At 64.3% G+C, this 26,224-nt stretch carries 26 protein-coding genes; 17 read left to right on the top strand and 9 right to left on the bottom strand.

The window, feature by feature from the left end; translation table 11 throughout:
- Positions 1–23 precede the first annotated feature (23 nt).
- Genes GGC64_RS23725 through GGC64_RS23715 form a run of 3 tightly spaced genes read left to right on the top strand, consistent with a single transcriptional unit; the run spans position 24 to position 4,544 of the window.
- Entirely contained in the window at positions 24–458 is a 435-nt protein-coding gene (locus GGC64_RS23725; RefSeq protein WP_192724935.1) for a DUF5318 domain-containing protein, read from the top strand.
- Complete coding sequence (locus GGC64_RS23720; RefSeq protein ID WP_192724934.1) at positions 451–2,907, top strand: transglycosylase domain-containing protein; 2,457 nt, start codon at positions 451–453, stop codon at positions 2,905–2,907. Before GGC64_RS23725 ends, GGC64_RS23720 begins: the two co-directional genes overlap by 8 nt.
- Positions 2,904–4,544 (top strand): glycosyltransferase family 87 protein, encoded by a 1,641-nt coding sequence (locus GGC64_RS23715; RefSeq protein WP_192724933.1) that lies wholly within the window; start codon positions 2,904–2,906, stop codon positions 4,542–4,544. The genes GGC64_RS23720 and GGC64_RS23715 overlap by 4 nt, the downstream gene beginning before the upstream one ends.
- A 69-nt stretch (positions 4,545–4,613) precedes the next feature.
- On the opposite strand, the gene GGC64_RS23710 is transcribed toward GGC64_RS23715, so the two are convergent.
- The 3 genes from GGC64_RS23710 to GGC64_RS23700 form a co-directional block, all read right to left on the bottom strand.
- Positions 4,614–4,769 carry a hypothetical protein gene (locus GGC64_RS23710; protein ID WP_015310187.1) on the bottom strand — a complete coding sequence of 52 codons (156 nt, stop codon included), beginning with the start codon at positions 4,767–4,769 and terminating at the stop codon, positions 4,614–4,616.
- A 129-nt stretch (positions 4,770–4,898) separates the two neighbouring features.
- Positions 4,899–6,212, bottom strand: coding sequence for an adenylate/guanylate cyclase domain-containing protein (locus tag GGC64_RS23705; RefSeq protein WP_192724932.1), 1,314 nt, complete (start codon positions 6,210–6,212; stop codon positions 4,899–4,901).
- A 2-nt stretch (positions 6,213–6,214) separates the two neighbouring features.
- The gene (locus tag GGC64_RS23700) at positions 6,215–7,537 is read right to left on the bottom strand and encodes an adenylate/guanylate cyclase domain-containing protein (RefSeq protein ID WP_192724931.1); all 1,323 of its coding nucleotides are present in this window, start codon (positions 7,535–7,537) and stop codon (positions 6,215–6,217) included.
- A 142-nt stretch (positions 7,538–7,679) separates the two neighbouring features.
- On the opposite strand from GGC64_RS23700, the gene rpsF reads away from it, so the two are divergent.
- From rpsF to dnaB, 5 genes are all read left to right on the top strand, one after another.
- Complete coding sequence (rpsF, locus tag GGC64_RS23695) at positions 7,680–7,970, top strand: 30S ribosomal protein S6 (protein WP_015310185.1); 291 nt, start codon at positions 7,680–7,682, stop codon at positions 7,968–7,970.
- Positions 7,971–8,058: 88 nt separating this feature from the next.
- Complete coding sequence (locus GGC64_RS23690; protein ID WP_192724930.1) at positions 8,059–8,568, top strand: single-stranded DNA-binding protein; 510 nt, start codon at positions 8,059–8,061, stop codon at positions 8,566–8,568.
- A gap of 42 nt (positions 8,569–8,610) precedes the next feature.
- Positions 8,611–8,874, top strand: coding sequence for a 30S ribosomal protein S18 (gene rpsR / locus GGC64_RS23685; RefSeq protein WP_015310183.1), 264 nt, complete (start codon positions 8,611–8,613; stop codon positions 8,872–8,874).
- Positions 8,875–8,888: 14 nt separating this feature from the next.
- Positions 8,889–9,344, top strand: a complete 456-nt coding sequence (gene rplI, locus GGC64_RS23680; protein ID WP_192724929.1) for a 50S ribosomal protein L9 — start codon at positions 8,889–8,891, stop codon at positions 9,342–9,344.
- 484 nt (positions 9,345–9,828) lie between these two features.
- On the top strand, positions 9,829–12,462 hold the full coding sequence (gene dnaB / locus GGC64_RS23675) for a replicative DNA helicase (RefSeq protein WP_192724928.1): 2,634 nt from the start codon (positions 9,829–9,831) through the stop codon (positions 12,460–12,462).
- Positions 12,463–12,566: 104 nt separating this feature from the next.
- Here the strand turns inward: dnaB and GGC64_RS23670 are convergent, their stop codons facing one another.
- The gene (locus GGC64_RS23670; protein WP_225952154.1) at positions 12,567–13,460 is read right to left on the bottom strand and encodes an SDR family oxidoreductase; all 894 of its coding nucleotides are present in this window, start codon (positions 13,458–13,460) and stop codon (positions 12,567–12,569) included.
- Between the two features lie 110 nt (positions 13,461–13,570).
- On the opposite strand from GGC64_RS23670, the gene GGC64_RS23665 reads away from it, so the two are divergent.
- Together GGC64_RS23665 and GGC64_RS23660 are read left to right on the top strand one after the other, a co-directional pair.
- Positions 13,571–13,900 (top strand): winged helix-turn-helix transcriptional regulator, encoded by a 330-nt coding sequence (locus GGC64_RS23665; RefSeq protein WP_370582273.1) that lies wholly within the window; start codon positions 13,571–13,573, stop codon positions 13,898–13,900.
- A gap of 352 nt (positions 13,901–14,252) precedes the next feature.
- On the top strand, positions 14,253–14,906 hold the full coding sequence (locus GGC64_RS23660) for a hypothetical protein (protein WP_192724926.1): 654 nt from the start codon (positions 14,253–14,255) through the stop codon (positions 14,904–14,906).
- Positions 14,907–15,048: 142 nt separating this feature from the next.
- Here the strand turns inward: GGC64_RS23660 and GGC64_RS23655 are convergent, their stop codons facing one another.
- A complete protein-coding gene (locus GGC64_RS23655) occupies positions 15,049–15,558 on the bottom strand; it encodes a hypothetical protein (protein ID WP_192724925.1) in 510 nt (169 codons plus the stop codon).
- Positions 15,559–16,124: 566 nt separating this feature from the next.
- Complete coding sequence (locus GGC64_RS23650) at positions 16,125–16,772, bottom strand: TetR/AcrR family transcriptional regulator (protein WP_192724924.1); 648 nt, start codon at positions 16,770–16,772, stop codon at positions 16,125–16,127.
- Positions 16,773–16,997: 225 nt separating this feature from the next.
- On the opposite strand from GGC64_RS23650, the gene GGC64_RS23645 reads away from it, so the two are divergent.
- Both GGC64_RS23645 and GGC64_RS23640 read left to right on the top strand, forming a co-directional pair.
- Complete coding sequence (locus GGC64_RS23645) at positions 16,998–17,870, top strand: NmrA/HSCARG family protein (RefSeq protein WP_192724923.1); 873 nt, start codon at positions 16,998–17,000, stop codon at positions 17,868–17,870.
- A gap of 53 nt (positions 17,871–17,923) precedes the next feature.
- On the top strand, positions 17,924–18,391 hold the full coding sequence (locus tag GGC64_RS23640) for a cupin domain-containing protein (RefSeq protein ID WP_192724922.1): 468 nt from the start codon (positions 17,924–17,926) through the stop codon (positions 18,389–18,391).
- 200 nt (positions 18,392–18,591) lie between these two features.
- Here the strand turns inward: GGC64_RS23640 and GGC64_RS23635 are convergent, their stop codons facing one another.
- Complete coding sequence (locus GGC64_RS23635; RefSeq protein ID WP_192724921.1) at positions 18,592–19,152, bottom strand: VOC family protein; 561 nt, start codon at positions 19,150–19,152, stop codon at positions 18,592–18,594.
- A complete protein-coding gene (locus GGC64_RS23630) occupies positions 19,152–19,823 on the bottom strand; it encodes an urea carboxylase-associated family protein (RefSeq protein ID WP_192724920.1) in 672 nt (223 codons plus the stop codon). Before GGC64_RS23630 ends, GGC64_RS23635 begins: the two co-directional genes overlap by 1 nt.
- A gap of 167 nt (positions 19,824–19,990) precedes the next feature.
- On the opposite strand from GGC64_RS23630, the gene GGC64_RS23625 reads away from it, so the two are divergent.
- The 5 genes from GGC64_RS23625 to GGC64_RS23605 all read left to right on the top strand — a co-directional run bounded on the left by GGC64_RS23625 (position 19,991) and on the right by GGC64_RS23605 (position 25,295).
- Positions 19,991–20,554 carry a helix-turn-helix domain-containing protein gene (locus tag GGC64_RS23625; RefSeq protein WP_192724919.1) on the top strand — a complete coding sequence of 188 codons (564 nt, stop codon included), beginning with the start codon at positions 19,991–19,993 and terminating at the stop codon, positions 20,552–20,554.
- A 61-nt stretch (positions 20,555–20,615) separates the two neighbouring features.
- The gene (locus GGC64_RS23620; RefSeq protein WP_192724918.1) at positions 20,616–21,746 is read left to right on the top strand and encodes an asparaginase; all 1,131 of its coding nucleotides are present in this window, start codon (positions 20,616–20,618) and stop codon (positions 21,744–21,746) included.
- A 65-nt stretch (positions 21,747–21,811) separates the two neighbouring features.
- Positions 21,812–23,287 carry a cytosine permease gene (locus GGC64_RS23615; protein WP_192724917.1) on the top strand — a complete coding sequence of 492 codons (1,476 nt, stop codon included), beginning with the start codon at positions 21,812–21,814 and terminating at the stop codon, positions 23,285–23,287.
- Complete coding sequence (locus GGC64_RS23610) at positions 23,284–24,417, top strand: NADH:flavin oxidoreductase (RefSeq protein WP_192724916.1); 1,134 nt, start codon at positions 23,284–23,286, stop codon at positions 24,415–24,417. Before GGC64_RS23615 ends, GGC64_RS23610 begins: the two co-directional genes overlap by 4 nt.
- Complete coding sequence (locus GGC64_RS23605; RefSeq protein ID WP_192724915.1) at positions 24,414–25,295, top strand: polysaccharide deacetylase; 882 nt, start codon at positions 24,414–24,416, stop codon at positions 25,293–25,295. Before GGC64_RS23610 ends, GGC64_RS23605 begins: the two co-directional genes overlap by 4 nt.
- 88 nt (positions 25,296–25,383) lie before the next feature.
- On the opposite strand, the gene GGC64_RS23600 is transcribed toward GGC64_RS23605, so the two are convergent.
- On the bottom strand, positions 25,384–26,211 hold the full coding sequence (locus GGC64_RS23600) for an MBL fold metallo-hydrolase (RefSeq protein WP_192724914.1): 828 nt from the start codon (positions 26,209–26,211) through the stop codon (positions 25,384–25,386).
- Positions 26,212–26,224 lie beyond the last annotated feature (13 nt).

Here is a 26,224-nt window from a genome sequence, read left to right as displayed (position 1 = left end):
GAGGCCGACGTACTCTGGTCTCCGTGCGACTGCAGCGACAGGTAGTGGACTACGCCCTTCGGCGTCGGTCCTTGCTGGCCGAGGTGTACTCCGGCCGCACCGGCGTCTCGGAGGTCTGTGACGCCAACCCCTACCTGCTGCGGGCCGCGAAGTTCCATGGGAAGCCCAGTTCGGTGATGTGCCCGATCTGCCGCAAGGAACAGCTCACCTTGGTGTCGTGGGTCTTCGGTGACCACCTGGGCGCTGTCTCGGGTTCGGCCCGCACCGCAGAGGAGTTGGTACTGCTGGCGACCCGCTACGACGAATTCTCCGTACACGTGGTGGAGGTATGCCGCACCTGCAGTTGGAATCACTTGGTCAAGTCGTATGTGCTCGGCGCGATCCCGCCGCCAAAGAAGGGGCGTGGACCGAGGGGCACCCAGTCGGCGCGCGGTCGCGCGCGCACGGCCAGTGAATAGCGAAGGGCGCCACGACCGGTCAGCCAGTGATGTCCGCAGAGGGCGCGGGGCTGATGGTGCTGGCGCGCCCCCGCCCCCGCCGAACCGCCAGGACGGGCCGCCCCGGCATCGCGCCGCTGGTGTTCCGCCCGACGACCGGTTGACCTCAGTTTTGCCGCAGGTGCGCAGTGGCACGCCCGCGCATCTGCGTGACCCGATCGATGTGGTCAAGCGAGCGCTGGACGGCACGCCGCCTGCACCGCCGAGGCAGCCTCCGCCGCCCCCGCCACGGCGTCCGCCCGGTGGCGGTGGCCCGCGAGGAGGGCCACCACCTGCGCCGAAGCCCAGCTTCCGCCAGCAGATCAACTGGAAGTGGGTGCGCCGCGGGCTCTACCTCACGGCGGCCGTCGTCATCGTGCTGCCCATCGTTACCTTTGCGATGGCCTATCTCATCGTCGACGTGCCCAAGCCCGGCGATATCCGGACCAACCAGGTGTCGACGATTCTGGCCAGCGACGGCAGCGAGCTCGCGAAAATTGTTCCGCCCGAAGGCAATCGCGTCGACGTCAACATCGACCAGATCCCAGTTCACGTGCGCAACGCCGTGATGGCCGCCGAGGATCGCGACTTCTACTCCAATCCCGGCTTTTCGTTCAGTGGGTTTGCCAGAGCGTTCAAGAACAACATCTTCGGCGGCGACCTGCAGGGCGGCTCGACAATCACCCAGCAGTACGTGAAGAACGCGTTGGTTGGTGACGCTCGCTCGGGTGTCGGCGGCTTGGTCCGCAAGGCCAAAGAACTGGTCATCTCGACGAAGATGTCCAGCGAGTGGTCGAAAGACCAAGTGCTGCAGTCCTATCTGAACATCATCTATTTCGGCCGCGGCGCCTACGGCATTTCGGCGGCGGCCAAGGCGTACTTCGACAAGCCGGTCGAGCAGCTCGATGTCGCCGAGGGCGCTCTGCTGGCCGCGCTCATCCAGCGACCGTCGGGCCTGGATCCCGCCGTCAACCCGGAGGGCGCCGCGGAGCGGTGGAACTGGGTGCTCGACGGCATGGTCGACATCGGCGCGCTGTCCAAGCAAGACCGTGCCGCACAACAGTTCCCGCCGACCGTGCCGCCGGAGCAAGCGCGTTCGCAGAACCAGACCAGTGGCCCGAACGGGCTGATCGAGCGGCAGGTCACCCAGGAACTGCTCGACCTGTTCAACATCGACGAGCGGACCCTGAACACGCAGGGCCTGCAGATCACCACGACGATCGACCCGAAGGCGCAGGCGGCCGCCGAGTCGGCGGCATCCAAGTACCTGGAGGACCAGGACCCCGACATGCGCACGGCGATCGTGTCGATCGACCCGAAAACCGGTGGTGTGAAAGCGTATTACGGCGGCACCGATGCGCAGGGCTTCGACTTCGCGCAGGCCGGCCTGCCGACGGGTTCGTCGTTCAAGGTGTTCGCCTTGGTGGCAGCACTGGAGCAGGGCATGGGCCTCGGCTATCAGGTCGACAGCTCACCGGTCGAGGTCAACGGCATCAAGATCACCAACGTCGAGGGTGAAGGGTGCGGCGTCTGCAACATCGCCGAGGCGCTGAAGCGGTCGCTGAACACCAGCTACTACCGGCTGATGCTGAAGCTGAAGAACGGCCCGCAGGACGTCGCCGACGCCGCGCACAAGGCGGGCGTCGCGGAGAGCTTCCCCGGCGTCGAGCACACGCTGTCCGAGGACGGCAAGGGCGGACCACCCAACAACGGAGTTGTGCTGGGCCAGTACCAGACTCGCGTGTTCGACATGGCGTCGGCGTACGCCACGCTCGCCGCCTCCGGTGTGTACCACAAGCCGCACTTCGTGCAGAAGGTGGTCAATTCTCGGGGCGACGTGTTGTTCGACGCCAGTCAGGACAGCGACAACGGTGAGCAGCGCATCGACAAGAAGGTGGCCGACAACGTCACGGCCGCGATGCAGCCGATCGCCGGCTGGTCCCGCGGTCACAACCTCGCAGGCGGTCGTCCGTCGGCCGCCAAGACCGGCACCAACCAGCTCGGCGACACCGACGCCAACCGTGACGCATGGATGGTCGGTTACACCCCTTCGTTGTCGACCGCGGTGTGGGTCGGCACCACCGAAGGCACGAAACCACTCGTAAACGCTTCTGGTGGAGCGGTTTACGGGTCGGGCCTGCCGTCCGACATCTGGAAGTCGACGATGGACGGTGCGCTGAAGGGCACCGACAACGAGTCGTTCCCGAAGCCGGATGAGATCGGAGGCTATGCCGGTGTGCCGCAGGCCCCACCGCCGCCGCCGTCGACCACCGCGCCGCCGATCCCGTCGGAGACCGTCATACAGCCGACAATCGAAGTGGCCCCGGGCATTACGATCCCGATCGGCCCCCCGACCACCATGCCCGTCGGCCCGCCGGTGCCGCCAGGACAGCCAGGCGTCCCGGCGGCTGGACCCCCGCCGCCTCCGTGACAGAGCCGGAGCCCGAGACGGTTTCGCCGGCGCGGCTCGCCGACGACAGGCGAAGTCTCGACGACCGTGACCTCCCCAGCCGCACCGACACGATCGGTGCGGCGCTGTCTGGGGCGATCGGCGGTCCGGTCGGCAGACACGCGTTGATCGGTCGCCAGCGCTTTCTGACGCCGCTGCGGGCGATGCTGATCATCGCGCTGGTGTTTCTCGCGCTCGGCTACTCGACCAAGGCGGCGTGCCTCCAGACCACTGGCACCGGCACGGCCGATCAGCGGGTGGGCAACTGGCAGAACCAGCGGGCCTACTACGAACTCTGTTATTCCGACACGGTTCCGCTCTACACGGCAGAGCTGTTGAACCTGGGCAAGTTTCCGTACAAGTCCAGCTGGATCGAGACCGACAGCGACGGGAAGCCGCGCAAGCAGTACGACGGCAACATCGCCGTGCGCTACATGGAGTATCCCGTGCTGACGGGCATCTACCAGTACGTGTCGATGGCGCTGGCCAAGACGTACACCGCGCTGACGAAGCTTGTTTCCATGCCGGTCATCGCCGAAGTGGTGATGTTCTTCAACATCGCCGCCTTCGGGTTGGCGCTGGCGTGGTTGGTCACGGTGTGGGCGAGTTCACGGCTGGCTGGGCCTCGCCGGGTCTGGGATGCGGCGTTGGTCGCGGCGTCACCGATCCTGATCTTCCAGGTGTTCACGAATTTCGATGCTCTGGCAACGGCTTTCGCGACGGGGGCGCTGCTGGCGTGGGCGCGGCGAAAACCCTGGCTGGCCGGCGCGCTGATCGGCCTCGGCGTGGCCGCGAAACTGTATCCGCTGTTGCTGTTCGTGCCGATGGTGCTCCTCGGGCTGCGGACCGGGCGTCTGCGCGAGGTGGGCAAGGGGGCGACCGCCACGGTGCTGACATGGCTCGTGGTGAATCTGCCGATCATGGTGCTCTTCCCGCGCGGGTGGTCGGAGTTCTTCCGGCTCAACACCCGTCGCGGTGATGACATGGACTCGCTGTACAACGTCGTGAAGTCGTTCACGGGCTGGAGCGGTTTCGATCCGCATCTCGGGTTCTGGCAGCCGCCGACGGTTTTGAACGCGGTGAGCGCGGTGCTGTTCATATCGTGTTGCATCGCAATTGCTTACGTGGTGCTGACGGCAAAGCAGCGACCGCGGCTGGTGCAGGTGGCCTTCCTGGTGGTGGCGGCGTTCCTGTTGACCAACAAGGTGTGGAGTCCGCAGTTCTCGCTGTGGCTGGTGCCGCTGGCGGTGCTGGCGCTGCCGCATCGCCGGATCCTGCTGGCCTGGATGACGATCGACGCATTGGTGTGGGTGCCGCGAATGATGTTCCTCTATGGCGAGCAGAACCGCGGCCTACCCGAACAACCGTTCACGGTCACGGTGCTGCTGCGCGATATCGCGGTTATTGTGCTGTGCGCGTTGGTGATTCGAGAGATCTATCGACCCGAGCTGGACGTGGTGCGTAGCCGAGGAGATGTCGACGACCCGTCGGGCGGGGTCTTCGAGTTGGCGCCTGATGACCCGCCGCGGTGGCTGCCGGACTGGTTGCGCCCGCAGGCCGGCCGGACCCGTATGACGCCGGCTCCCGAACCGGAACCAGAACTCGCGGAAGCTAAGTAAACGGCGATTTGTGTGCGTTTTGTTGCGCTGAGCGCTCCCAAACGCACACAAGTCGCTAGACCCGCTGTCCTAGAACCAGACTTTTCGGCCGCCGACGGGGCGGCCAACGGCGCCGAGGATCCATAACACGATGCCGATCACGACGAGGATGCCGCCGATCGTGTACAGGATGGACAGACCGGTGAAGTAGCCGATCACCAAGAGGATTATGCCGAGCACGATCATGGTTGGATCCGATCTGCCGAAACGTATGTGGGCTGAGACCGGGATTGCCACATCCGTCAATTCCAAAACGTCCTTGCCGCCAGGAGTCTGCATGTGCAAGGTTTTGGCCGCTATCAGCGCTGCAGCGTGCTACCCCGACGCGACGGCGAACAGGTGCCATTCGCCGGGCACGCCCTTGAGCTCATGGACACCGCGGTCGTCGAACTCGAGCCCTGACCCGATCACGAGGTCGCGCAGCGTGCTGGACACAAGTACCTCGTTGGGCCCCGCCAATGCCGACACCCGCGCGCCGATGTGTACGGCGATGCCGCCGATGTCGTCGCCTCGGACTTCGCATTCACCGGTGTGCAGACCGGCGCGCACTTCAATGCCGAGCGCGCGCACTGCATCGCGAATTGCCATGGCGCAGCGGATGGCTCGCTGTGGGCCGTCGAAGGTCGCGAGGAAACCATCACCGGCAGTGCCTATTTCGCGTCCGCGAAAGCGTGCGAGCTGGGAACGAACAATCGCGTCATGTGCATCGAGCAGAGCGCGCCAATCCCGGTCACCCATCACCGCGGCCCGCCGCGTCGAGTCCACGATGTCGGTGAACAGCACCGTGGCCAGCACCCGGTCGTCGGCCACGTCTGCCTGCTCGCCAGTGAGGAACGCGGCGATCTCTCGAAAGGACTCACGCCACGGTTCCACGAAGTGATACAGGTTGCGCCCCGGCAGCTCAACGTACTTCGCACCCGGCACGTGATCGGCGATGTACTTGCTCATCGCGGGAGTGATGACCGGGTCATCAGTGTGCTGGAGGACGAGAGTCGGCACACGGATAGATGGGAGCACTGCCCGCACGTTCAGCTCAATCAGCAGGGGAAACATGAGGGCCACCGTCCCGGGACTTGCGGCCAGCCGTTCTTGGCGGGCCCAGACTGAGCGGATCTCTTCGTTCCATGGCATGTCGGGATTGAGCAAGTGCTGATATTCGCCACTGCCCCACATCGCGAGCATCGCCTTGAGGGCCTCGTCGCCAACGTACGTGGTGCGGTCCGCCGCGTCCGCGTAGCACTCGAGCGCGATCAGCGCGGCGGTTCGAGACGGATGTGTCGCTGCAAACAAGGCGGCCGTGAGAAACGCGCCGTCAGCTGCAACGAGGATCGCATCGCGACTGCCGAGATCGTCGAGCACCGCGGTGATGCTGTCGGTCCACTGCTCCATGTTCGGCATCGCATCGGGCGTAACTGGATCGGATGCGCCCGTCCCAGGTTGATCGAAGAACACCACTCGGCCCAGCGATGTCATCGCCTCAGCCCAGGCTTGAACGGACGGTATCTCTAGGGCGACCTCGCAGTTTATAAACCAGTTCGACACGAAAACGATGTCCCGCTCGCCCGGAGCCGAGGCGCGGTACGCGACGCGCAAGTCGCCGTTGCGGGCATAGCGTGTCTCCGAGAACATGGCTAGGCGACCACCACCGCGAACAGATGCCATTCGCCGGGCACGCCCTTGAGCTCATGGGACCCACGGTCGTCGAATTTCAGACCCGATCCGATGACGAGGTCGCGCAGCGTGCTGGAAACCAGAACCTCGTTGGGCCCCGCCAATGCCGACACCCGCGCGCCGATGTGTACGGCGATCCCGCCGATGTCGTCACCGCGGACTTCACACTCGCCGGTATGCAACCCGGCGCGCACCTGTATGCCAAGGGCTTGCACCGCGTCGCGAATTGCCATGGCGCAGCGGATGGCTCGCTGCGGTCCGTCGAACGTTGCGAGGAAACCGTCACCGGCCGAACCGATCTCGCGGCCCCGGAAGCGAGCAAGTTGTGATCGCACGACGACGTCGTGCGCGTCGAGCAAGGCATGCCAGTCGCGGTCGCCCATACCGGCAGCGGTGCGTGTCGAGTCGACGATGTCGGTGAACAGCACCGTCGCGAGCACTCGATCATAGGCAAGGTCAGCCTGGTGGCCGGTGAGGAACTCCGCGATCTCTTGAAACGACTCGCGCCACGGTTCGACGAAGTGGAGCATGTTGCGTCCAGACAGCTCAACGTATTTCGCGCCCGGTATGTGGTCGGCGACCAGCTTACCGGCAGTGGCCAGAATGTAGGGGTCGTCGGCGTGATGGAGGACGAGGGTGGGCACGCGGATTGTCGGAAGCAGCGAGCGCACGTCTACTTCACGCACGAGTGGCAGCACGAGCGCAACTGTTCGTGGGCTTGCTGCCAGGCGCTCTAATCTCGCCCACGTGGCCCGGATCTCCTCGTTCCACGGCATGTCCGGATTCAGCAGGTGTTGGAATTCTCCCGTCCCCCACATCGCATCCATGGCAGCGCCGACATCCTCGGGTTGGAGGACGGCAGTGCGTTGAACGATGATTGGGTGCGCGTAGCCCTCGAGCACGACCAGTGCCGTGGTGCGGGATGGATGTGTGCCCGCGAACAGTGCACCAGTCGCAAATGCACCATCGATCGTGACGAGAACCGCTTCCCGGCTCCCGAGGTCGTCCAACACGGCGGTGATGCTGTCGGACCATTGCTCCAGGGTCGGTAGCGCACCCGTCTCAACGGGATCGGATGCCCCGGTGCCAGGCTGGTCGAAGAAAATCAGCCGACCGAGCGAGGTCATCGCCTCGACCCACCCTTGAAGCGACGGTAGTTCGGGCATGAGTTCGCAGCATGTGAACCAGTGGGGGACTAACACAATGTCCCGCTCCCCCGGAGCCGAGGCGCGGTACGCGACGCGCAAGTCGCCATTGCGGGCGTAGCGCGTCTCGGAGAACACGGCCGAAGTGTAAGCAGGTCGAGCTGCGCGATTTCGCAGATCAGCGGGCATTCCTGTAGCCTGGGCCGGTTGCCGACGCAGGCGACCCTCCTGCCACGGAACGACCGTGGCCGACTAGACCGTAGGAGGTGATGGGTTCCTTATGCGTCCATACGAAATCATGGTCATTCTCGACCCCACTCTCGACGAGCGCACCGTAGCTCCGTCGCTGGAGACGTTCCTCAACGTCATCCGCAAGGACGGCGGCAGTGTCGACAAGGTCGACATCTGGGGCAAGCGCCGTCTGGCATACGAGATCGCCAAGCATGCCGAGGGCATCTACGCCGTCGTCGATGTGAAGGCAGAGCCCGCGACCGTGTCCGAGCTCGACCGTCAGCTCAACCTGAACGAGTCGGTGCTGCGGACCAAGGTGCTGCGGACCGACAAGCACTAGCCGGAACGGCGTGTGCGCGTCGTAGTGCTTCCGTAGGCTCGCCTGCGACCAAGCTTCGCGCACACCGCCAAATCCCAGGAGGAATCTCGTGGCTGGTGACACCACCATCACCGTCGTCGGAAACCTGACCGCCGACCCGGAACTGCGCTTCACCCCGTCGGGTGCGGCCGTCGCGAACTTCACCGTCGCGTCGACGCCGCGCATCTATGACCGCCAGAGCGGGGAGTGGAAGGACGGAGAGGCGCTGTTCCTTCGCTGCAACATCTGGCGTGAGGCCGCTGAGAACGTGGCCGAAAGCCTGACCCGCGGCTCGCGGGTGATCGTGCAGGGCCGGCTCAAGCAGCGCTCGTTCGAGACCCGTGAGGGTGAGAAGCGCACCGTTGTCGAGGTCGAGGTCGACGAGATCGGCCCGTCACTGCGGTATGCGACTGCCAAGGTCAACAAGGCGAGCCGCAGCGGCGGCGGTGGCGGTGGATTCGGCGGCGGCGGCGGTTCCCGCCCAGCTGCAGGCGGCGGCGAAGCCAAACAGGACGACCCGTGGGGCAGCGCCCCGGCGTCGGGCTCGTTCTCCGGCAGCGACGACGAACCGCCTTTCTAGCCAACAACTTTCAATCAGTAATACCCAGAAAGAGATAGACACATGGCCAAGGCCAGTACCAAGCGGCGCCCCGCGCCCGAAAAGCCCATCAAGACCCGTAAGTGCGTCTTCTGCTCCAAGAAGGGCAAGGGGCAGAACATCGACTACAAGGACACCGCACTGCTGCGTACCTACATCAGTGAGCGCGGCAAGATCCGTGCCCGCCGCGTGACCGGTAACTGCGTGCAGCACCAGCGCGACATCGCGATCGCCGTGAAGAACGCCCGCGAGGTGGCGCTGCTGCCCTTCAGCTCGTCGACGCGATAAGGCAGGACATAGAGATGAAGCTGATTCTTACTGCAGAGGTGGACCACCTGGGTGTGTCCGGCGACATCGTGGAGGTCAAGGACGGCTACGGCCGCAACTTCCTGCTGCCGCGCGGGCTGGCGATCGTCGCATCGCGCGGCGCTGAGCGCCAGGCAGAAGAGATCCGTCGCGCCCGCGAGATCAAAGCGGTGCAGGGTCTCGAGCACGCCAAGGAACTGAAGACCGCGATCGAGGGCCTCGACACTGTCGAGCTGTCCGTGAAGTCGGCGGGCGATACCGGCAAGCTGTTCGGTTCAGTGACCGCGGCAGACGTCGTTGCGGCGATCAAGAAGGCCGGCGGGCCGAACCTGGACAAGCGCACGGTCCAGTTGCCCAAGGCGCACATCAAGTCGGTGGGCACGCACCCCATTACGGTGCGGCTGCATCCCGATGTGAACGCGACGGTGTCGCTGAACGTCGTCGCGGGGTAATTACCTCAGCGTCAATTCGGCCGGGTGAAGACCATGATCGATCTTCACCCGGCCGTTGCTGTGCGCCCTGGCGAACTTCGCCGCGCATTCCCCCGGCAGCGAAGCTAACGAGCTGTTAACCTCCGCGGCCCTCGCGCGAAACACAACACGCCCGAGATCGCAACCCAGGCCGACACGCCGAGGGGATTGTCATCCACAGATATGCACGGTGATTGTGGTGCGCTTATCTGCGGGGATGCACCGAACAAAGTGCTTAGTCCACAGGTTCTCCCCAATGCCTCAACATAGCTGCCCACACCTATCCACAACCCATACACAACTTCATGAACAGGCCCGTTTGGTAGGCCTCCCAGCAACGTCTAGCGTTGGCCGTCGCAAGGCAGAATTGCGGTTCGCGAGGTGGTACATGTCGGTCGGCTGACTTAAGCTCACAAGAGCGTTAGACGAACATATGTTCGACTCATAAGGGGAGGTGGGACGCTCGGTGGCTGTCGTAGATGACCTCGGCCATTCCGGAATGGACACACCGCCACCCAGTGAGGACTTCGGTCGTCAGCCGCCGCAGGACAACGCCGCCGAAATGTCTGTTCTGGGCGGCATGCTGCTGAGCAAGGACGCCATCGCCGACGTGCTGGAGAGACTGCGTCCAGGCGACTTCTATCGGCCCGCCCACCAAAACGTCTACGACGCGATTCTCGATTTATACGGCCGCGGAGAACCGGCCGATGCGGTGACGGTGGCCGCCGAGTTGGATCGCCGGGGCCTGCTGCGCCGGATCGGCGGGGCGCCGTATCTACACACGCTGATCTCGACGGTGCCGACCGCGGCGAACGCGGGCTACTACGCGGGCATCGTCGCCGAGAAGGCGCTGCTGCGCCGCTTGGTGGAGGCAGGCACCCGCGTGGTGCAGTACGGCTACGCCGGCGCTGAGGGCGCGGACGTCGCAGAGATCGTCGACCGCGCGCAGGCAGAAATCTACGACGTCGCCGAGGGGCGCGCTTCGGAAGACTTTGTGCCGCTGGAACAACTGCTTCAGCCGACCATGGACGAGATCGACGCGATCGCGTCGCAGGGCGGCCTCGCGCGCGGCGTGCCGACGGGCTTCGTCGAACTCGACGACGTGACCAACGGCCTGCATCCCGGCCAGATGATCGTCATCGCGGCCAGGCCTGGTATGGGCAAGGCGCTGAAGTTGGACACGCCGCTACCGACACCCAAGGGTTGGACCACCATGGGCGAGGTTGCCGTCGGAGATTGGTTGATCGGCGCCGACGGCAAGCCGACCCGGGTGGTGGCGGCGACAGAGGTGATGACCGGCCGTCCCTGCTATGAAGTCGAATTCTCCGATGGCACAGTCATCGTCGCCGATGCAGAGCATCAGTGGCTGACCGAAACACGGGCTTCGCGGAAGTCGGCGCAAGCCGCCGCAGTCGGCTACAACCGGTACAAGAACCAGCGCACCTTCGCAGAAGTTCGGACCACTCGGGAAATCGCCAACACATTGCGATGCCCGACTGCTGATCGTCGGTTGAACCACTCCGTTGTCAACGCCGCGCCCTTGCAGACGCCCGAGGAAGACTTGCTCGTCCCGCCCTACACTCTCGGCGCCTGGCTAGGCGACGGCACGAGCGCGGCGGCGCAGATCACCACCGCGGATCCAGAGCTCATCATGCGGATCGAAGCAGAAGGCATCGACGCGCATCCGTCGGCAACAGCCAAGTACCGCTACCAGTTGCGGCTACCCGATGCACCGGCCGTTTCCCCGCGCGAATGTGTAGTCTGCGGTGAGCTTTTCGTACCGCAGACCAGTCAAGTGCGGACGTGCGGTCGTTCGTGCGGTGGCCGCGCACGCTTTGTATCGGCTCCTGTAGCTGCGCCGCGCTGCTCACATTGCGGCGGACCGTCCTGTGGACTGGCGCTCTGCCAACAATGTCGCAACGCAGTTGGCACCCTGCAGGCCCGGCTGAGAACCGTAGGAGTCCTTGGAAACAAGCACATCCCGATGGAGTATCTGCGAGCATCGGAACACCAGCGCCGCGCGCTGTTGGCAGGGCTTCTCGACACCGATGGCACGGTGACTGCCGGTGGCGCAGTGCAGTTCAGTGTCACCAACTGCCGCCTTGCGCACGATGTCGCGGAGTTGATCGTCAGTCTTGGCTATCGGTGTCAGATGGCCGCCAAGCGGGTCAAGGGCCGTCGTCCAGAGTCCTCAATCGCGTACACGCTCAATTTCTCTACAGATGACGAGGTATTCGGCCTGCCCCGGAAGGCGCTGCTGCACAAGGAGCGTCGGGCGGCTCGAGGTACTGCCCGTTCGGGGTCGCGATTCATCGTCGACGTTCGGCCAGTGGAGAGCGTGCCGGTCCGTTGCGTCCAGGTCGACAACGACGACCACATGTATCTGGCCAGTCGCGCGATGATCCCGACGCACAATTCGACACTGGGACTGGATTTCTTGCGGTCATGCTCGATCAAGCACCGGATGTCGAGCGTTATCTTCAGCCTGGAAATGAGCAAGTCCGAGATCGTGATGCGCCTGCTCTCGGCGGAGGCGAAGATCAAGCTCGCGGACATGCGGTCGGGCCGGATGAGCGACGACGACTGGACACGGCTCGCGCGGCGCATGAGCGAAATCAGCGAAGCGCCTTTGTATATCGACGATTCTCCGAATCTGATGATGATGGAGATCCGCGCCAAGGCGCGTCGGCTCAAGCAGAAAGCCGACCTGAAACTGATCGTCATCGACTATCTCCAGCTGATGACATCGGGCAAGAAGGTCGAGTCGCGTCAGCAAGAGGTGTCCGAATTCTCAAGGCAGCTCAAACTTTTGGCGAAGGAGCTCGAGGTCCCGGTAGTCGCGATGAGCCAGTTGAACCGTGGTCCAGAACAGCGCACCGACAAGAAGCCGATGCTCTCCGATCTACGCGAGTCGGGCGCGATCGAGCAGGACGCGGACATGGTCATTCTGCTGCACCGGCCCGACGCCTTTGAGCGAGACGATCCGCGCGGCGGCGAAGCCGACTTGATCATTGCAAAGCACCGCAGCGGCCCGACGAAGACGATCACCGTCGCGCATCAGCTGCATCTGTCGCGTTTCACGAACATGGCCAAGGCGTAGCCGCGGGCGGGAATCGTCGTACGTACCGCCCGGATGCCTGTCGGGCCTAAGGGCTTTGCTGCACGTGCGCTGTCTCGGCAGCGCAACCGACGCCGGCGACCGGCCTACCGAAACGCGTCCACATGGCGCGAGACCCACTGGGCGAATGGGGCGGCGTTGCGGCCGAGAACCCTCGGCAGGTCTTGCGGCACCTGCTGCTCCTCGGGCGTGGGCGCGCCCAACGCGTCAAGCGTCCGCTCGGCCACCACCGGCGGCATCACACGCTGTAACTCAGCCATCGCCTGCGCTCGTGTCTGTTCGACGAACTCGATGGGCGCACCACCCAAGGCATTCGAGATCGCCGCGGCCTGCTGGCGGGGCGTGATCGGTTCAGGCCCCGTCAACACATACGTCTGTGACTCATGACCCGCCCGGCGAAGGCAGACCGCGGCGACCGCGGCGATGTCGGCAGGATCGATGACCGGCAATCCGACATCGGCGAACGGTGCGGCGATAACCCGTTGTCGCCGAACACCTTCAGCCCACCACAGCGCATTGGATGCGAATCCGCCAGGGCGAAGAATCGTCCACCCGAGACCGGACTGCCTGACAATGTCCTCCAATACAGCGGGATGACGGCCCGTCGCAACGCCCTGTGACGACAGCAAGACCACCCGCGCTACGCCGGCTCCGCGCACCGCATCAATGAGGGCGCGAAACGCTTGTCCGTCTTCGGCATGCATGTCGGTCGGCGTCAACAAGAACACCGCCTCGGCACCCGCGATCGCGGGGCTCACCGTCGACGGAACGGTCAGATCGACGCGCCGAACGGTCACACCCGGCGGCACGTCGGCCACGGAGATTGCACGCGCGGTGGCCGTGACCTGTTCACCGCGGTCGCTCAACATACGAACAAGTGGACGACCGACATTGCCGGTAGCTCCCGTGATCACGATCATGACCGCTCCTTTGGAAGACGAACCGAAATCCAGTGCGGCCGACGCTACTATGACGGTCATAGTAGGTACCTAGAAGAAAGTATTGGACTCAGAGGCAACTTGTGGACAAACGCACAATGCACATACCGTCTGGATCGGTTCCCCCGGAACTGGCCTGCCCGATCACCCCCGTGGTCGAGCTGATTTTCAGCCGGTGGACCACCGCGATCCTGTGGACCCTGCATCACGACGGGCCTCACCGCTTCACGGAGCTCGAAAGCCACATCGCCACAATCACTCCCAAGGTCCTCACCGAGCGGCTGCGCGCTTTGGAGCGTGACGGGCTGATCACCAGGACCTACCATCCAGAAGTTCCGCCCCGCGTGGTTTATGACATCACCGACTTAGGACGCAGCCTGTCGCCCGTTTTCGCCGCCCTGGCCAACTGGTCGGACAATCTCAGTGACGTCGAAAGAGCACGCCGCAGCTTCGACGCAAAGCGGCAACGAAAACGCCGATGACAACATCGTGGGCGCGCGGCTCGGACTTCAGCCCCCAGTGAGCGTCCGGTATCTCGGCGGGCGTAGTCGGCGTGTCAAGTCTGGGGACTGAACTACGTTGCGGACCGAGCCCACTCGGGTCGAGTCCTGCATGTGACGCGGAGACTTCCTCGGCTGCGCACGCGAAAGCCATGGCGGCGTTGACCATTCGGTGGTTCTGCAAGCAGTAATGTAGTTGGCCGAGGAACGTGTTGGCCGACAACACGGGCTCGGCACATGCCTGGACACGACACCGAGACTGGGTCCAAGCGGTCACGGTCGGCAGCAGAATGGGCGTACCGGTGGTAGGTGTGTACCTGTGAAGCGTCTCACGGTGAACGAGACCGAGCTCATTGCCCGGGCGACGGCGACTGGCTGGCTCCGCGGGATGATGGCGGCTCGGCTGGATGAGACGCTGCGGGCCGAGGGTTTCACGCGGCCGACCAAGAGTATCGGCTACACGAGGAAGATCGACGAGGGCAAGCAACGGATCGATTTCGACCTGATAATGCGGCCCCGATACGCCAAAGACGCTGTGCAGCTCACGCTGTTCACCTCGCTGCTGTTGCCAGAAGTCGGGGCGAAGGCGGCTGATTTGCGGGGCGAGCCCTTCGTGCGCCGCAAGCACGAGCTGGTCCAGCGCGAGTTGCTGGGCACGTTGGTCAGGAATCCGCCGATCATGACGTTCCGGACTCCGGCCGAACTGGACGCGCACGCGCCGACGATCGAGGGTTACCTGCGCACCGGCGTACTGCCGCATCTGGACGCACGACGGACGGTGCGGGCCTTCGCTGAGCCGAAGGCGGCGCTCATAGACAAGTTCGGGGGCAATGACGGCCAGTGGGGCGCCGAGCCCGTCGTCGTCGCGGCCGCGTTCCTGGTACTGGGCGAGCCCGAGAGGGCGAAGCAACTGCTGGTGACCGCATATCCGCCGGATTCTCCGTCGCGCCCGCGATACCAGCATGTGCTCGACACCGTAGGCTGTTAACTTCCGCGCTGGAGCGCCGAGCACCGCTGCAGGGCCCATCGAAAAAATCACACGACGTCGCATGTGAGAGACTGGATTTGCATGCCTCGATGCAGCGGGTCACGGAGCTACGCGGGTGCAAGAACGCGGGTTGGGCGCGAGCCTATTGCTTGCCGCGGTACTCGAACACTTTGAACGAGAACCAGCCGGCCTCGCGGGCCTGCTCGAGTTTCTCGATTTGGAAGTCAAACCTACCGCTGAAAACGGATGGCAGCTGCGAAAGGCGATCGCGGACTTCGGTTTCGGTGAGTGGTCGCCCGACCCGGTAGACACGGTCGTTCTTGTAGTACGTGTCAATGGTGACTATGTGCAGGGCAGTGAGCACGTGCACGGTTTGGTCCAGGTCTTCGACGGTCAGGACCACGAGGTCGTAGTTGTCGAACTGGTAACCGCGGTCGTAGAGGGTGAGGTCGTTGCTCATCGGGGATTGCGCGCTCACCGGAAGGAGTCGGCCCGTCTTCTTGTTCACAATGATGCCGCTGAAGAGTTGGGCTCCCTTGGTCACGCAGGGAAAGAACCACCCGTCGTTCAGTTCACGGGCGCCGCCAAGGACCACTTCCCGGGCGCCGAACGCGCCGCTGGCCAACTCGCGGGCCCTCGACTCGTCGATCATGCCGAGGAATTTTAGTTATGCCACTCGTGCGGTCTGCTGGCAATGATGGGTTTTTACGCCGTGCGAGTTCCTACCGATGCGAAGGCCTGTCCGTTGCCGTAAGGGTCAGCGAGTACTGGCCCCTTCCAAAGGTCGGCTCGGTGATCCCGGCGAGGTGGGGTGGACGGCCGGGCGCTGCTGTTCCTGGACGTGGACGGCGCCCTGTTGCCTAGCGATGGGGCGGAGTTCGGTGCGACGCTTGTCGATTGGCAGGAATGGCAGAGTCATCGAAACCCTCGGCTGGCGGCGATTGACCGCGCGCAGCATCGGCATATGACACGGAACTGAGAAGCTACAGCCGCTTTCGGTTCCCAGAGGGGCGTCGCGGGTCGGACCGATCCCTAGGACGTTCGCAATCGCGACGCTGCTATCCAACGCCCTTCGACTATGACAGGCACGGCTTCCGTGGTAGCAATCCACCTGTGTTGCAAGCGATTTTGCGTAGGGCGCCCGCGAACCGACCATCGCCGACCTTGGCCAATGCCCGGCCCTGAACGCATTCGCCCAACGGTGGGTTCGATCGGCACTCAGTCTGCGTCCGCGGCGAACTGCGTCTCGAGGTCGTCGCGGGTGACGGGTGGTCCCGGGAGCGGCTGTTCGTCGGGTGATCGCAGGCCGCGGACGAACAGGCTGAGGTGGCGGCGGCCGATGGTGGGCCACGCGGGGCCGTGGGGTAACGGCTGTCCGGTCATGGCCGCGCAGACGATGACGTCAGTGGCGTTGACGTCGGTGTGCACGGTGCCGGCGATGCGGCCGTCGGCGAGGAATCGTTCGAGGGACGCATTGATTCGTCGACGGGCGGCGACGGCGGACGCCGACGTCAGCGGTGGCGCTCCGCGCAACGGGAGGACGAGTTGGTGGCCGAGCTTCAGGCTTTCGAGGAGGTAGGTCTCGATCGCGTCGGCGCCGGTCTGCCCGGACTCATCGATCCGATCGAGGATGTCGATGAGCATGTCGTACGAGCGGTGCTCGAGGGCGTGCAGCAGCGCCGCGCGGTCCGGGAACCCGCGATAGAACGTACCGACACCGACGCCGGCAGCCTTGGCGATGTCGGCAAGCGGAACGTTGAGGCCGTGCTGGGCCATCGATTCAGCTGCGGCACGCAGGATCTTCTCCCGGTTTACGAGCGCGTCGCGCCGCACCGCGCGGCGACGCGGCTGCAGCTCGGCGGTCATCTATCGAGTGTCACACAGCACCCGGACCGACCAGCACAGCAGTTGGTTGGTTCAACACCAGGCGCTGTTGTCGGCTCAACGGGTCGTCGCGACGGCAGCGGTTTCGCGTTGCCGAAACACGGGTGAGCGACCTACGCTACCGTTATGCGGAATATTTCGTCCGCTCCTGAGCGTCGCCGCAACCGCAACGACGCAGCTGCCATACCTCGCTGAGCGGAGAAGAACGTGGCGCTATCTGACGTGTACGCCGTCGTCGGAGCAACCGGTCAGCAAGGCGGCGCGACCGCGCGGGCTCTGCTGAGCGCTGGGGTGACGGTGCGGGCGCTGGTCCGCGACCCGCAGAAGCCCGCCGCGCAGGCACTCGCAGCTGCCGGAGCGCAGCTGGCCGTCGCCGATTTCGACGAACCGGCAAGTCTCCAGTCGGCCTTCGACGGTGTTGCACGTGTTTTCGCGATGGCCACGATGGCCTCGGGTCGGGGCACGGCGGGTGAGATCAGCGATGGCATCCTGATCGCGGATGCGGCCAAGTCCGCCGGTGTCGAGCATCTCGTGTACAGCTCGGTGGGCGGCGCGGAGCGGCACACCGGGATTCCGCACTTCGAGAGCAAGCGCCGCGTCGAGGAGCACATCGAAAGTCTTGGATTACCAGCCACGTTCGTGCGACCGACGTTCTTCTACGACAACCTGCTTAGCCAGTCGTCGGCGCTTGAGGACGGCGTATTGATCGTGCGCCTCCCGATGCCCGACGGCATTCCGCTGCAAATGGTGGCCGTCGATGACATTGGCGCCGTCGCCGCCGCGGTACTCATCGACCCGTCTCGCGTACCCACGGGCGCGGTCGAGATTGCTGGCGACGAGTTGACCGGCTCGCAGATTGCCGACGCCTTCGGACGCCGAGCAGGAGTGCCCGCCCGTTTCGAAGCGCTGCCGCTCACAGCTGCGGGCGACGACGACCTGCGAGCCATGTTCAAGTGGTTCGCCACACCGCCGTCCTATCAAGCAGATCGGCCGCTCACCGCTGAACTCGCCCCTCAATTACAGACATTCGAACAATGGCTGAATGAGCACTGGAACCTTTCACCTGATCGGGGAGCGTAGCAATTACACAAACGCCAGACACATAGCTGGCCAGTCATGAGAGGCGACCCGATATGAGCATGGCGTACCTGGCTCAACCCGAACAGCAACAAAAACTGGAATGGCTCGACGGTGGCACGTTGGCAATCTTGCTGGACGGCAAGGCAACTGGCGGGCAATTGATGGTCGGACGCTTTGATGTCAACGAAGGTGAAGCCCCGCCCTACCACAAGCACACCCGCGAAGACGAGGTTTTCATGTTGATTAAGGGAACCGCACTGGTGTGGGTTGACGACCAGGAGATGGAGCTATCCGAGGGTGGGATTGTGTTCTTACCCAAGAACATTCCGCACGCATACCGCATCACGTCGAAGACGGCAGACTTGCTGATGATCAACACTCCGGCAGGAATCGAGGGTATGTTCCGGCACTCCGGGCGCGATTTGGCGACGCCACGACCGGACGACTTCGAGATCTCGCCCGCGAAGATGGCAGAAGGGGCAAGGGAATTCGGCCAGGTTATTCTGGGCCCCCCGCGTTGATCTCCGACCCGACAGGTTGCCACTCTGTGGGGTTTGCACCGACTTTCGAGCTATCCCATCGTGCGGCCCAGCTCTGGATTGCGCTCCGCCTTCATGTTGGCCAGGCTGTCGAGGCCTCACCCCGCGGTTGTTCGGCTCAGCAGTACGTCGGTTCACTAGACGAGCGATGTCGGGAAACGGCCCGTAATCCCGCCACAAGGTCACTGTTCGCCGGGTGGCGGCCCGGGATACCAGCGATCGGGCGTGGGATAGGCGAAGCCGTCAGGGAAGTGATAGGTCTCGAAGCACGTGGCGGTGGCCGCTTCGGTGTCGAAGAATGAGAACGAGTTCTGGTCGAGCCAACGACCGCTTTGCGTGGCGGGGAAGCCGCGGTCGGCGAAGAGTTTCAGACGCTGGTCCCACGGAATGCCGTTGCAGTCGAACGCGATGTGGTGGATGCCTTCGCCGTGGTGGTCCAGGAATTCGCGCATGATGGTGCGGCCCGAGAGCGGCTGCATGATCTCGAAGGTCAAGTCGTCGTTGGTCGCGAAGCAGACCGTCAGGCTGAACGAGCTCGGCTCCCCGCGATAGGTCTGCTCGGTGACTGTTTCCGATGTGAACGTGTACACCCGAAATGGTCCAATGCCCAGCCGCACAAGGCCTTCCATGGTGCGTTGCGCGTCTTCGGTGACCAGGCAGACCTCGATGAGCTTGCCGAGGAAGCTGTTGTCCATCTCGAACTCGTTGAGCACCGTGGGAAGAGCTGCGGGGTCCTGCGCCATTACCGTTCTCCGTTTCTGGATGAGGCGTCGTCGACGTACAGATCGACCAGTCTTGGGGGACTTTCGTTTCCACTGATCGGAACGAGATCCTGCGGGCACGCGCTGACGATGATGACCACGTCTTGGTGCGCCTGCAGGATCACCCGGCTGCCCAGGGCGGCCACCGACGACTTGAGCGATAGCTCGCCTGACGGCGACGCCTCGACCGCCATGAACAGATTCAGCGGATCCGGCACGGTGTGCAGCGCTGGTCGCACTACCCCAGCGGCCGTACCGCTGAGCGCGACCCCTTCGGCCGCGTGCCGGAAGTTCTCCGCGCAGCTGGCGTGCCATCCTCGAAATCCCAAGGCGCGATACCGTTCCGGGTCGCACGCCGCGATCAGCGTGTCGTGTAGCCCGCCGCTGTCGTCCGCCACCAGGGTCAACATCGCCATTCGGCGGTCATCGACCAGGGTGTCACCGACGAGCGGGCTCAGCCGGCCCATCGCTAATCGGCTATGCGACATCGATAACGCGGCGGCGCCGTCGAGACGAAGCGCCCAGGTGTCGACCACCTGATATCCGAGGGTGTTGACGACGTGTAGGCGTTGTCCGGCTCGTAAGACCACACTGCCGCCGCGGCCGCCCTCGATGGTGCGCGCGTGGCGCGGGTGCACCACTTCAACCGTCATCTCCGACGCCGTTCCACACGCACCGGCACGGGTGCAACGATCGCCAGCTGTGGTCTCACACGATTCATAGGTGGCACTCCTGGTTGAGCGATGGCAGGTAAAAGCAGCGGTAAACTATAGTTACCGTCGTTATACGATAGTATTTCACATTGCGCGAAAGGGCAATTATGAGTGCGGTACCCGATTCGGTCAATCCCGCCGTCGGACAGCGGCTGCGTGCCGCTCGCCTCGCCAAGGGTCTCAGCGCTCGCCAGCTTGCCTCGCTCGCCGATGTGACACCGGCGTATCTGAGTCGGCTAGAGAACGGTCAGCTCAGTCCGACGGTGAGCACTCTGTCCAAGGTGATGCAGGCCTTGGGTCAGCCGGTGGCTGATCTGTTCCACGGCGCGGATGACACAGGACCGCTCGTGCGAGCCGGCGAACGGCGGATCATCCGCAGCCACGGGGTTGCCGACGAGTTGCTGTCGCCCACGCGTTCGGGTCGTCTTGAGGTTCTCGAAACGGTGATCAGTCCCGGCGCCGGTAGTGGCGACGAGCCCTACAGTCACCCTGGCGACGAGGAGTGCATCGTGCTGCTCACTGGAACTCTCGAGGTCCAGGTACAGGATGTCCGATATGTCCTTCAGCCGGGGGATGCGCTGACTTTCAGCTGCCGCGTACCGCACGCCTGGCACAACGCCGGCGCCGCCGAGGTCCGCGCGCTGTGGATCATCACACCCGCCGGATATTGATCTCGGTATTGCCTTTTTGTATAACCCATGCGAGGCTCCTCCTAGACAGGAGGAGCGTCACATGGCCGTATCGCCCAGCACCACCGCCAGTTCTGCCTCGAGGCTTTCACCACACGGTGCCTTGACCGAACCGTCGGGACCGTGCACTCCGCGAGTCGCGGTTGCCGATATCCGTCCCGTCGTCGTGGTGCTTGCCACTGGAGGCACCATCGCCAGTGTCACCGACCCCAGGGCGGGCCGTGTGTTGCGCTCCGGCGACGCACACATCGCGAGGCTGCCCGCTTTCGCGGACTTCGAGGTGCGCACCGTTCCGGTTTTCATGGAGAGCAGCTTCGCGCTGACGGCAAAACATTGGGACCGGTTGCGACAGGCCGTGGCAGAGCACCTCAGCGCGCCCCACGTCGCGGGAGTGGTCATCACCCACGGCACCGACAGCATCGAAGAGACCGCCTATCTGCTGCAGCTGTTGCACGGCGATTCCCGACCGGTGGTCGTGACCGGCGCTATCAGGCCGGCCGATGCCCCCGAGCCCGACGGGCCGTCGAACCTGCGTGATGCAGTCATCGTCGCGGCGTCGACCTCGGCACGAAACCGCGGCGTCCTAGTGGTCTTCGACGGACTCGTCTTCGCCGCAGCCGGCACCCGAAAGGTCGACACCACCGCACGTGCGGCGTTCGACTCGCCCGATTTCGGGCCGGTCGGATCCGTGCGCGACGGGCACCCTGTGTTCGCCCAACAAGCTTCCCCGGTCGCGCCCCTCCCCGCCGTGACGGGGTGTGCTGACCTTTCGTCGGTGCGCGTTGACATCGTCGCTGCATATCCAGGCGCCGACGACATCGCCCTGCGCGCACACGCGGCCGCAGGTGCCCGGGGGCTGATTCTGGAGGCCACGGGCAGCGGCAATGCGCCACCACCACTTGTGTCGGCGGTATCCGAACTCACCGGCGCCGGTCTGATCGTGGTGGTGTCGTCGCGAGTCCACCGCGGATCCATCTCTCCGCTGTACGGAGGCCAAGGCGGCGGCCGCGAGTTAGTGGCCGCCGGCGCCATCCCCGCCGGATGGATGCGCCCGAGCCAGGCGCGCATCGCCCTGATGGCGCTGTTGGCCGACGGTGACGGCCACCGCAGTGTGCGTGAACGGTTTACCTCGTTGGCCGCCGAACCTGCAGCGGCACAACGGCTTCAGCTGTAACTCGAATCACGACCATCAGCCCGTCAACCCGCTCCGCGAAACATCTGTACCTGAAAGGACTCGCCATGCATCCCGACGACACCACCGCTGCGCTGCGACCCGGCGGTATCGAGAGCCGCTCCATCGAATGGATTCCGCCGCAGGAGCGCCACGGCAAGACCCGCCAGCAAGGCCCGTTCTGGTTCCTGTGCAATTTCCACCCACTGACCGTCGCGCTCGGCCTGGTCGGCCCCAGCCTGGGTCTGAGCCTGGGATGGACGATCATCGGGGCCACGCTGGGGGTCCTGTTCGGCACCGTGTTCCTCGCGCTGCACGGCTCGCAAGGCCCTAACCTGGGCCTTCCGCAGATGATCCAGTCCCGGGCGCAGCTGGGCTACCGCGGGGTGATCGTCATCCTGTTCGCGGCCGTGTTCACCTTCCTCGGGTACAACGTCGTCGACACGGTGCTAGTCGACGCCGGATTCCACACGCTGTTCGGCTGGAACGCCACCGTCCTCGGGCTCACGATCGGCGTGTTGTCGATCGCGTTGGCCGCCTGGGGGCATGACTGGCTACACCGCGCTTTCCGAATTCTGTTCTGGGCGTCGCTGCCGTTCTGGCTCCTCCTCACCGTCGGGATGCTGTCAGGAGCCGCTGGCGGCCAACCCAACCACGAGCTGGGCTTCAACCTCAGCGCGTTCGTGGTGATGTTCACCATCGGCGCCAGCTACAACATCACCTATGCCCCCATCGTTTCCGACTACACCCGCTACCTCCCCGTCCAGGTGTCCTCGCGGTCGCTGATCTCGACCATCTACTGGGGTGCCTCCGTCTCCGCGATCTGGATGATCGCGCTCGGCGCCTGGCTCGGCGCTCGATTCGGTGTGTCCGACACCCTCGTCGGAGTCCACGACGCCACCAACAACGTCATCCCCGGCGCCGGCACGGCCCTGGTGGTGATCAGCGGACTGGCGCTGGTGGCCACGATGGGACTCAACACCTACAGCGCGACGCTGACCGTCTTGACCGCCGTCAACTGTTTTCACCCCAGCTTTGGTACGTGGCGACGGCGAGTGGTCGCGACCCTCATTCTGGGCGCCGTGTCGACCGTCGTCGGTGTGTGGGTCGTCCACGACATCTCGGCAGCGATCAACAACTCCGTGCTGATCATGCTGTATCTGCTCGCCCCGTGGACGGCCATCAACCTGGTCGACTACTTTCTCATCCGCCGGGGCCACTACGACATTTCCGAGATCCTCAATCCCGACGGGGTTTACGGGCACTGGGCCTGGCGTGGCCTGACCGCCTACGCGCTCGGCGTCGCCTCCGAGATCCCCTTCATGGTGCTTACCTTCTACCAAGGTCCGCTCGCCCGAGCACTCGACGGAGTCGACATCGCCTTCGCCGTCTCCCTCGCGGTGGCCGGTGCCGCGTTCTACCTTCTCAACCGCCACAACCGGAGCCGGGACAAGACCATCCCGATCAACGCCTCGGCGGACGACACCATGCACCCTCAGCGGCCCGTCATCGCCACGTCGGCAGCGTGGGACGAGGCGCTATGACGAGCGCCCGACCCATCGAGCAGTTCCCGAAGCTGTTCTCGCCGTTCACCCTGTCCACGCTCAAGCTGGCCAACCGGGTCGTCGTCGCACCGATGTCGCGGGTGAGCACCTGCGGCGACGGCGTCCCCACCGCGCAGATGTCCGACTATTACCGACGATTCGCCGAGGGTGGTTTCGGGATGATCATCACCGAAGGGATCTATCCTCTGGGCCCGGCCGCGCAGGGCTACGCCAATCAGCCCGCACTCACCTCCACTGCCACCGTGGAGGGTTGGCGCTCGGTGACCACCGCGGTGCACCGCTGCGGCGGGATCATCTTCGCCCAGATCATGCACGCCGGTGCGCTTTCTCAACACCTACAAACGACCCTGGGCCCCAGCGCGATCACACCGCGGGGAGCGAAGATGCCCGAGTACGGGGGCAGCGGAAGTTATTCCACCCCACAAGCGCTGAGCCAGTCGGAAATAGAAGACATCGTTGACGGGTTTGCCCGGTCGGCTGCTCTAGCCGAGGAGGCCGGGTTCGACGGTGTCGAGGTGCATGCAGCCAATGGTTACCTGCTCGACCAGTTCCTGACCGACTACACCAACACGCGCAGCGATCGCTACGGCGGATCCGCCTGTGCCCGAGCACGATTGACCGCGGAGGTCATCGCTGCCGTCGTCGAGCGCACTCAGGACAGGGTCCCGGTGGGGGTGCGCCTGTCACAGGCCAAGGTCAACGACTCACACCACAAGTGGGTCAACGCACGAGAAGCCGAGGACATCTACACCACGATTGCCGCGGCGAAACCCGCCTACCTTCATCTGGCGGGTGAGGGGCGCCCCTGGACACAAAGCGGCCGCGCCGCAGACGGTACAGCCCTTGGCGCCTTGGCACGCCGAAGCACTGGCCTGCCCGTGATCGTCAACGGCGGCTTGCACACACCGGAACTCATCGAACAAACCCTGGCCGACGGCGAAGCGGATCTGGTCAGCCTCGGAAGGCCCGCGCTGGCCGATCCCGCGTGGCCCGCGCGCATCAGGGACGGACACACCCCGGAGGCGTTTGTTGCCGACTTCATCACCCCGTCGGCAACCCTGGCCAACACCGACCACGCGCGTGCACGGCACGCTACAACGAAACGATGAACACCACGATGCACCCCAACGACAGCCCGAAGCAGTCCGGCTTACGGAACTGGCGGCGCGACGCTGCCGAGACATGGCGCCACGGGGCAAGCGCGGTACTGACTCTTACCTTCGACCTCGACGCCGAAAGCGCTGTGCTAGCCCGGTCCGAGGCTGCCGCGTACGACTTGTCAACGATGTCGCACCAAGCCTACGGGCCCCAGACCGCATTGCCCCGCATTCTGCGCCTGCTGTCCGAAACTGACGTCGCAGCAACCTTTTTCGTGCCCGGCGAAAGCGCACGACGCTGGCCCAACGCCGTTGAAGCCATCCTGGCCGGCGGACACGAAGTCGCCTTGCACAGCGACCTACACAAACCCCTGACAACCATGTCCGACGCTCAACAGGCCGACGACCTCCAAGCCAACATGGAAGCACTCAAGGCTCTGGGGGCTCAACCGGTGGGCTACCGGGCGCCGAACTGGCAACTCACCACCAGGACTCTCGAACTGCTCATCGAAAGCGGACTCACCTACGACTCCAGCCTGATGGACGACGACCGTCCCTACCTAATCGACCACCCCGCCGGCCGCATCGCCGAACTACCCGTGCACTGGAGCCTCGACGATTGGGAGCAATACGCCTTCCTCCCAGAACCCGACATCGGCCAAGTCATCAACACTCCGTCCACCGTTCGGGAACTATGGACCGGCGAACTCGATGCCATGCGCACCACCGGCAGCCTCTGCAACATCTGCGCCCACCCCTTCCTCAGCGGCCGCCCCTCCCGGCTGAAGGTCATCGCCGACCTCATCGCCTTCGCGCACGAATGCCGCGACGTCGACATCCTCCGATGCGATGCGCTGGCGCAACGAATCCTCATAGCGCCTGTCTCCTAATAGGATTCGGGACCATCGATATGCCTGCGGCGTTAGATCCGCGACGACGATTTTTCGCTATTGCTGAGGACCGTAATTGTGCACGTCGTCACTCCCTGTAAAGGATGAGCGAATCGGGCTGGCCTCGTTCCTCGGTCCAGTTGATGTACTCGCTCTGGTCATGAGTACAGAACATCTGGATCTCATCGGAATGGGCCAACCGTAGTTCGCGTAGTTTTGCCAGCGTTGCCACCCGGTTTGCATAGTCGGTCTGGAACGCGATCTCCAACGGCAATCCCGGGGCATGGGCGAGGAAATTCATCTTGTGATCGAAATACGCGTCACCTGCGTGTAGCGACCACTTGCCGTTCTCACGGTACGCAACACCGCAGTGCCCGGCTGTGTGTCCGTGCAGCGGAATCAGTTTCGCGTCCAGGACTTCGGGAAGTTCCAGAGTGCGCGCCGGCAGTCCGAACCACCGCTCATCGGTCGGTCCGTAGGTCTTGAACCGCGTCTGGTGAGATACCTGATAAGGCTTGTAGGGCCCGCGCTGCTGGGTGCTGTCGTAGGCCGCCAGCTCCTCGGATGCGACGTGCACTGTGGCGTTGGGGAAGTCGTGCAGCCCGCCTACATGATCGTTGTCCAGGTGCGTGACGACGATATCGGTCACCTGATCCTGTTCGATCCCCCGCGCCTGCAAACGGTGTAGCGCAGTCAACCGCGGATCGATCAGGATGCCCAGTTTGAACAGCGCATCGGCCCCGAGAAGCGTCTGCGGGTCGTCCATCTCCTGTGTGCCGAACCCGCTGTCGAGCAGAATGACTCGATCACCGATGTGGAAGATGACGCAGTGGATGGACATGGATTTCGTCGAAGTGTGCGCCAGCGGACCCATCAATCCGAATGTCGCGTGCTCGATCTCGATCTTGGACGCCACTAGTTCTCCTCGA

It is taken from the genome of Mycobacterium sp. OAS707 (assembly GCF_014873705.1).
Classification (GTDB): domain Bacteria; phylum Actinomycetota; class Actinomycetes; order Mycobacteriales; family Mycobacteriaceae; genus Mycobacterium.
Note: the sequence above shows the minus strand (reverse complement) of the source record. Positions and strands in the feature narration are given on the sequence as shown.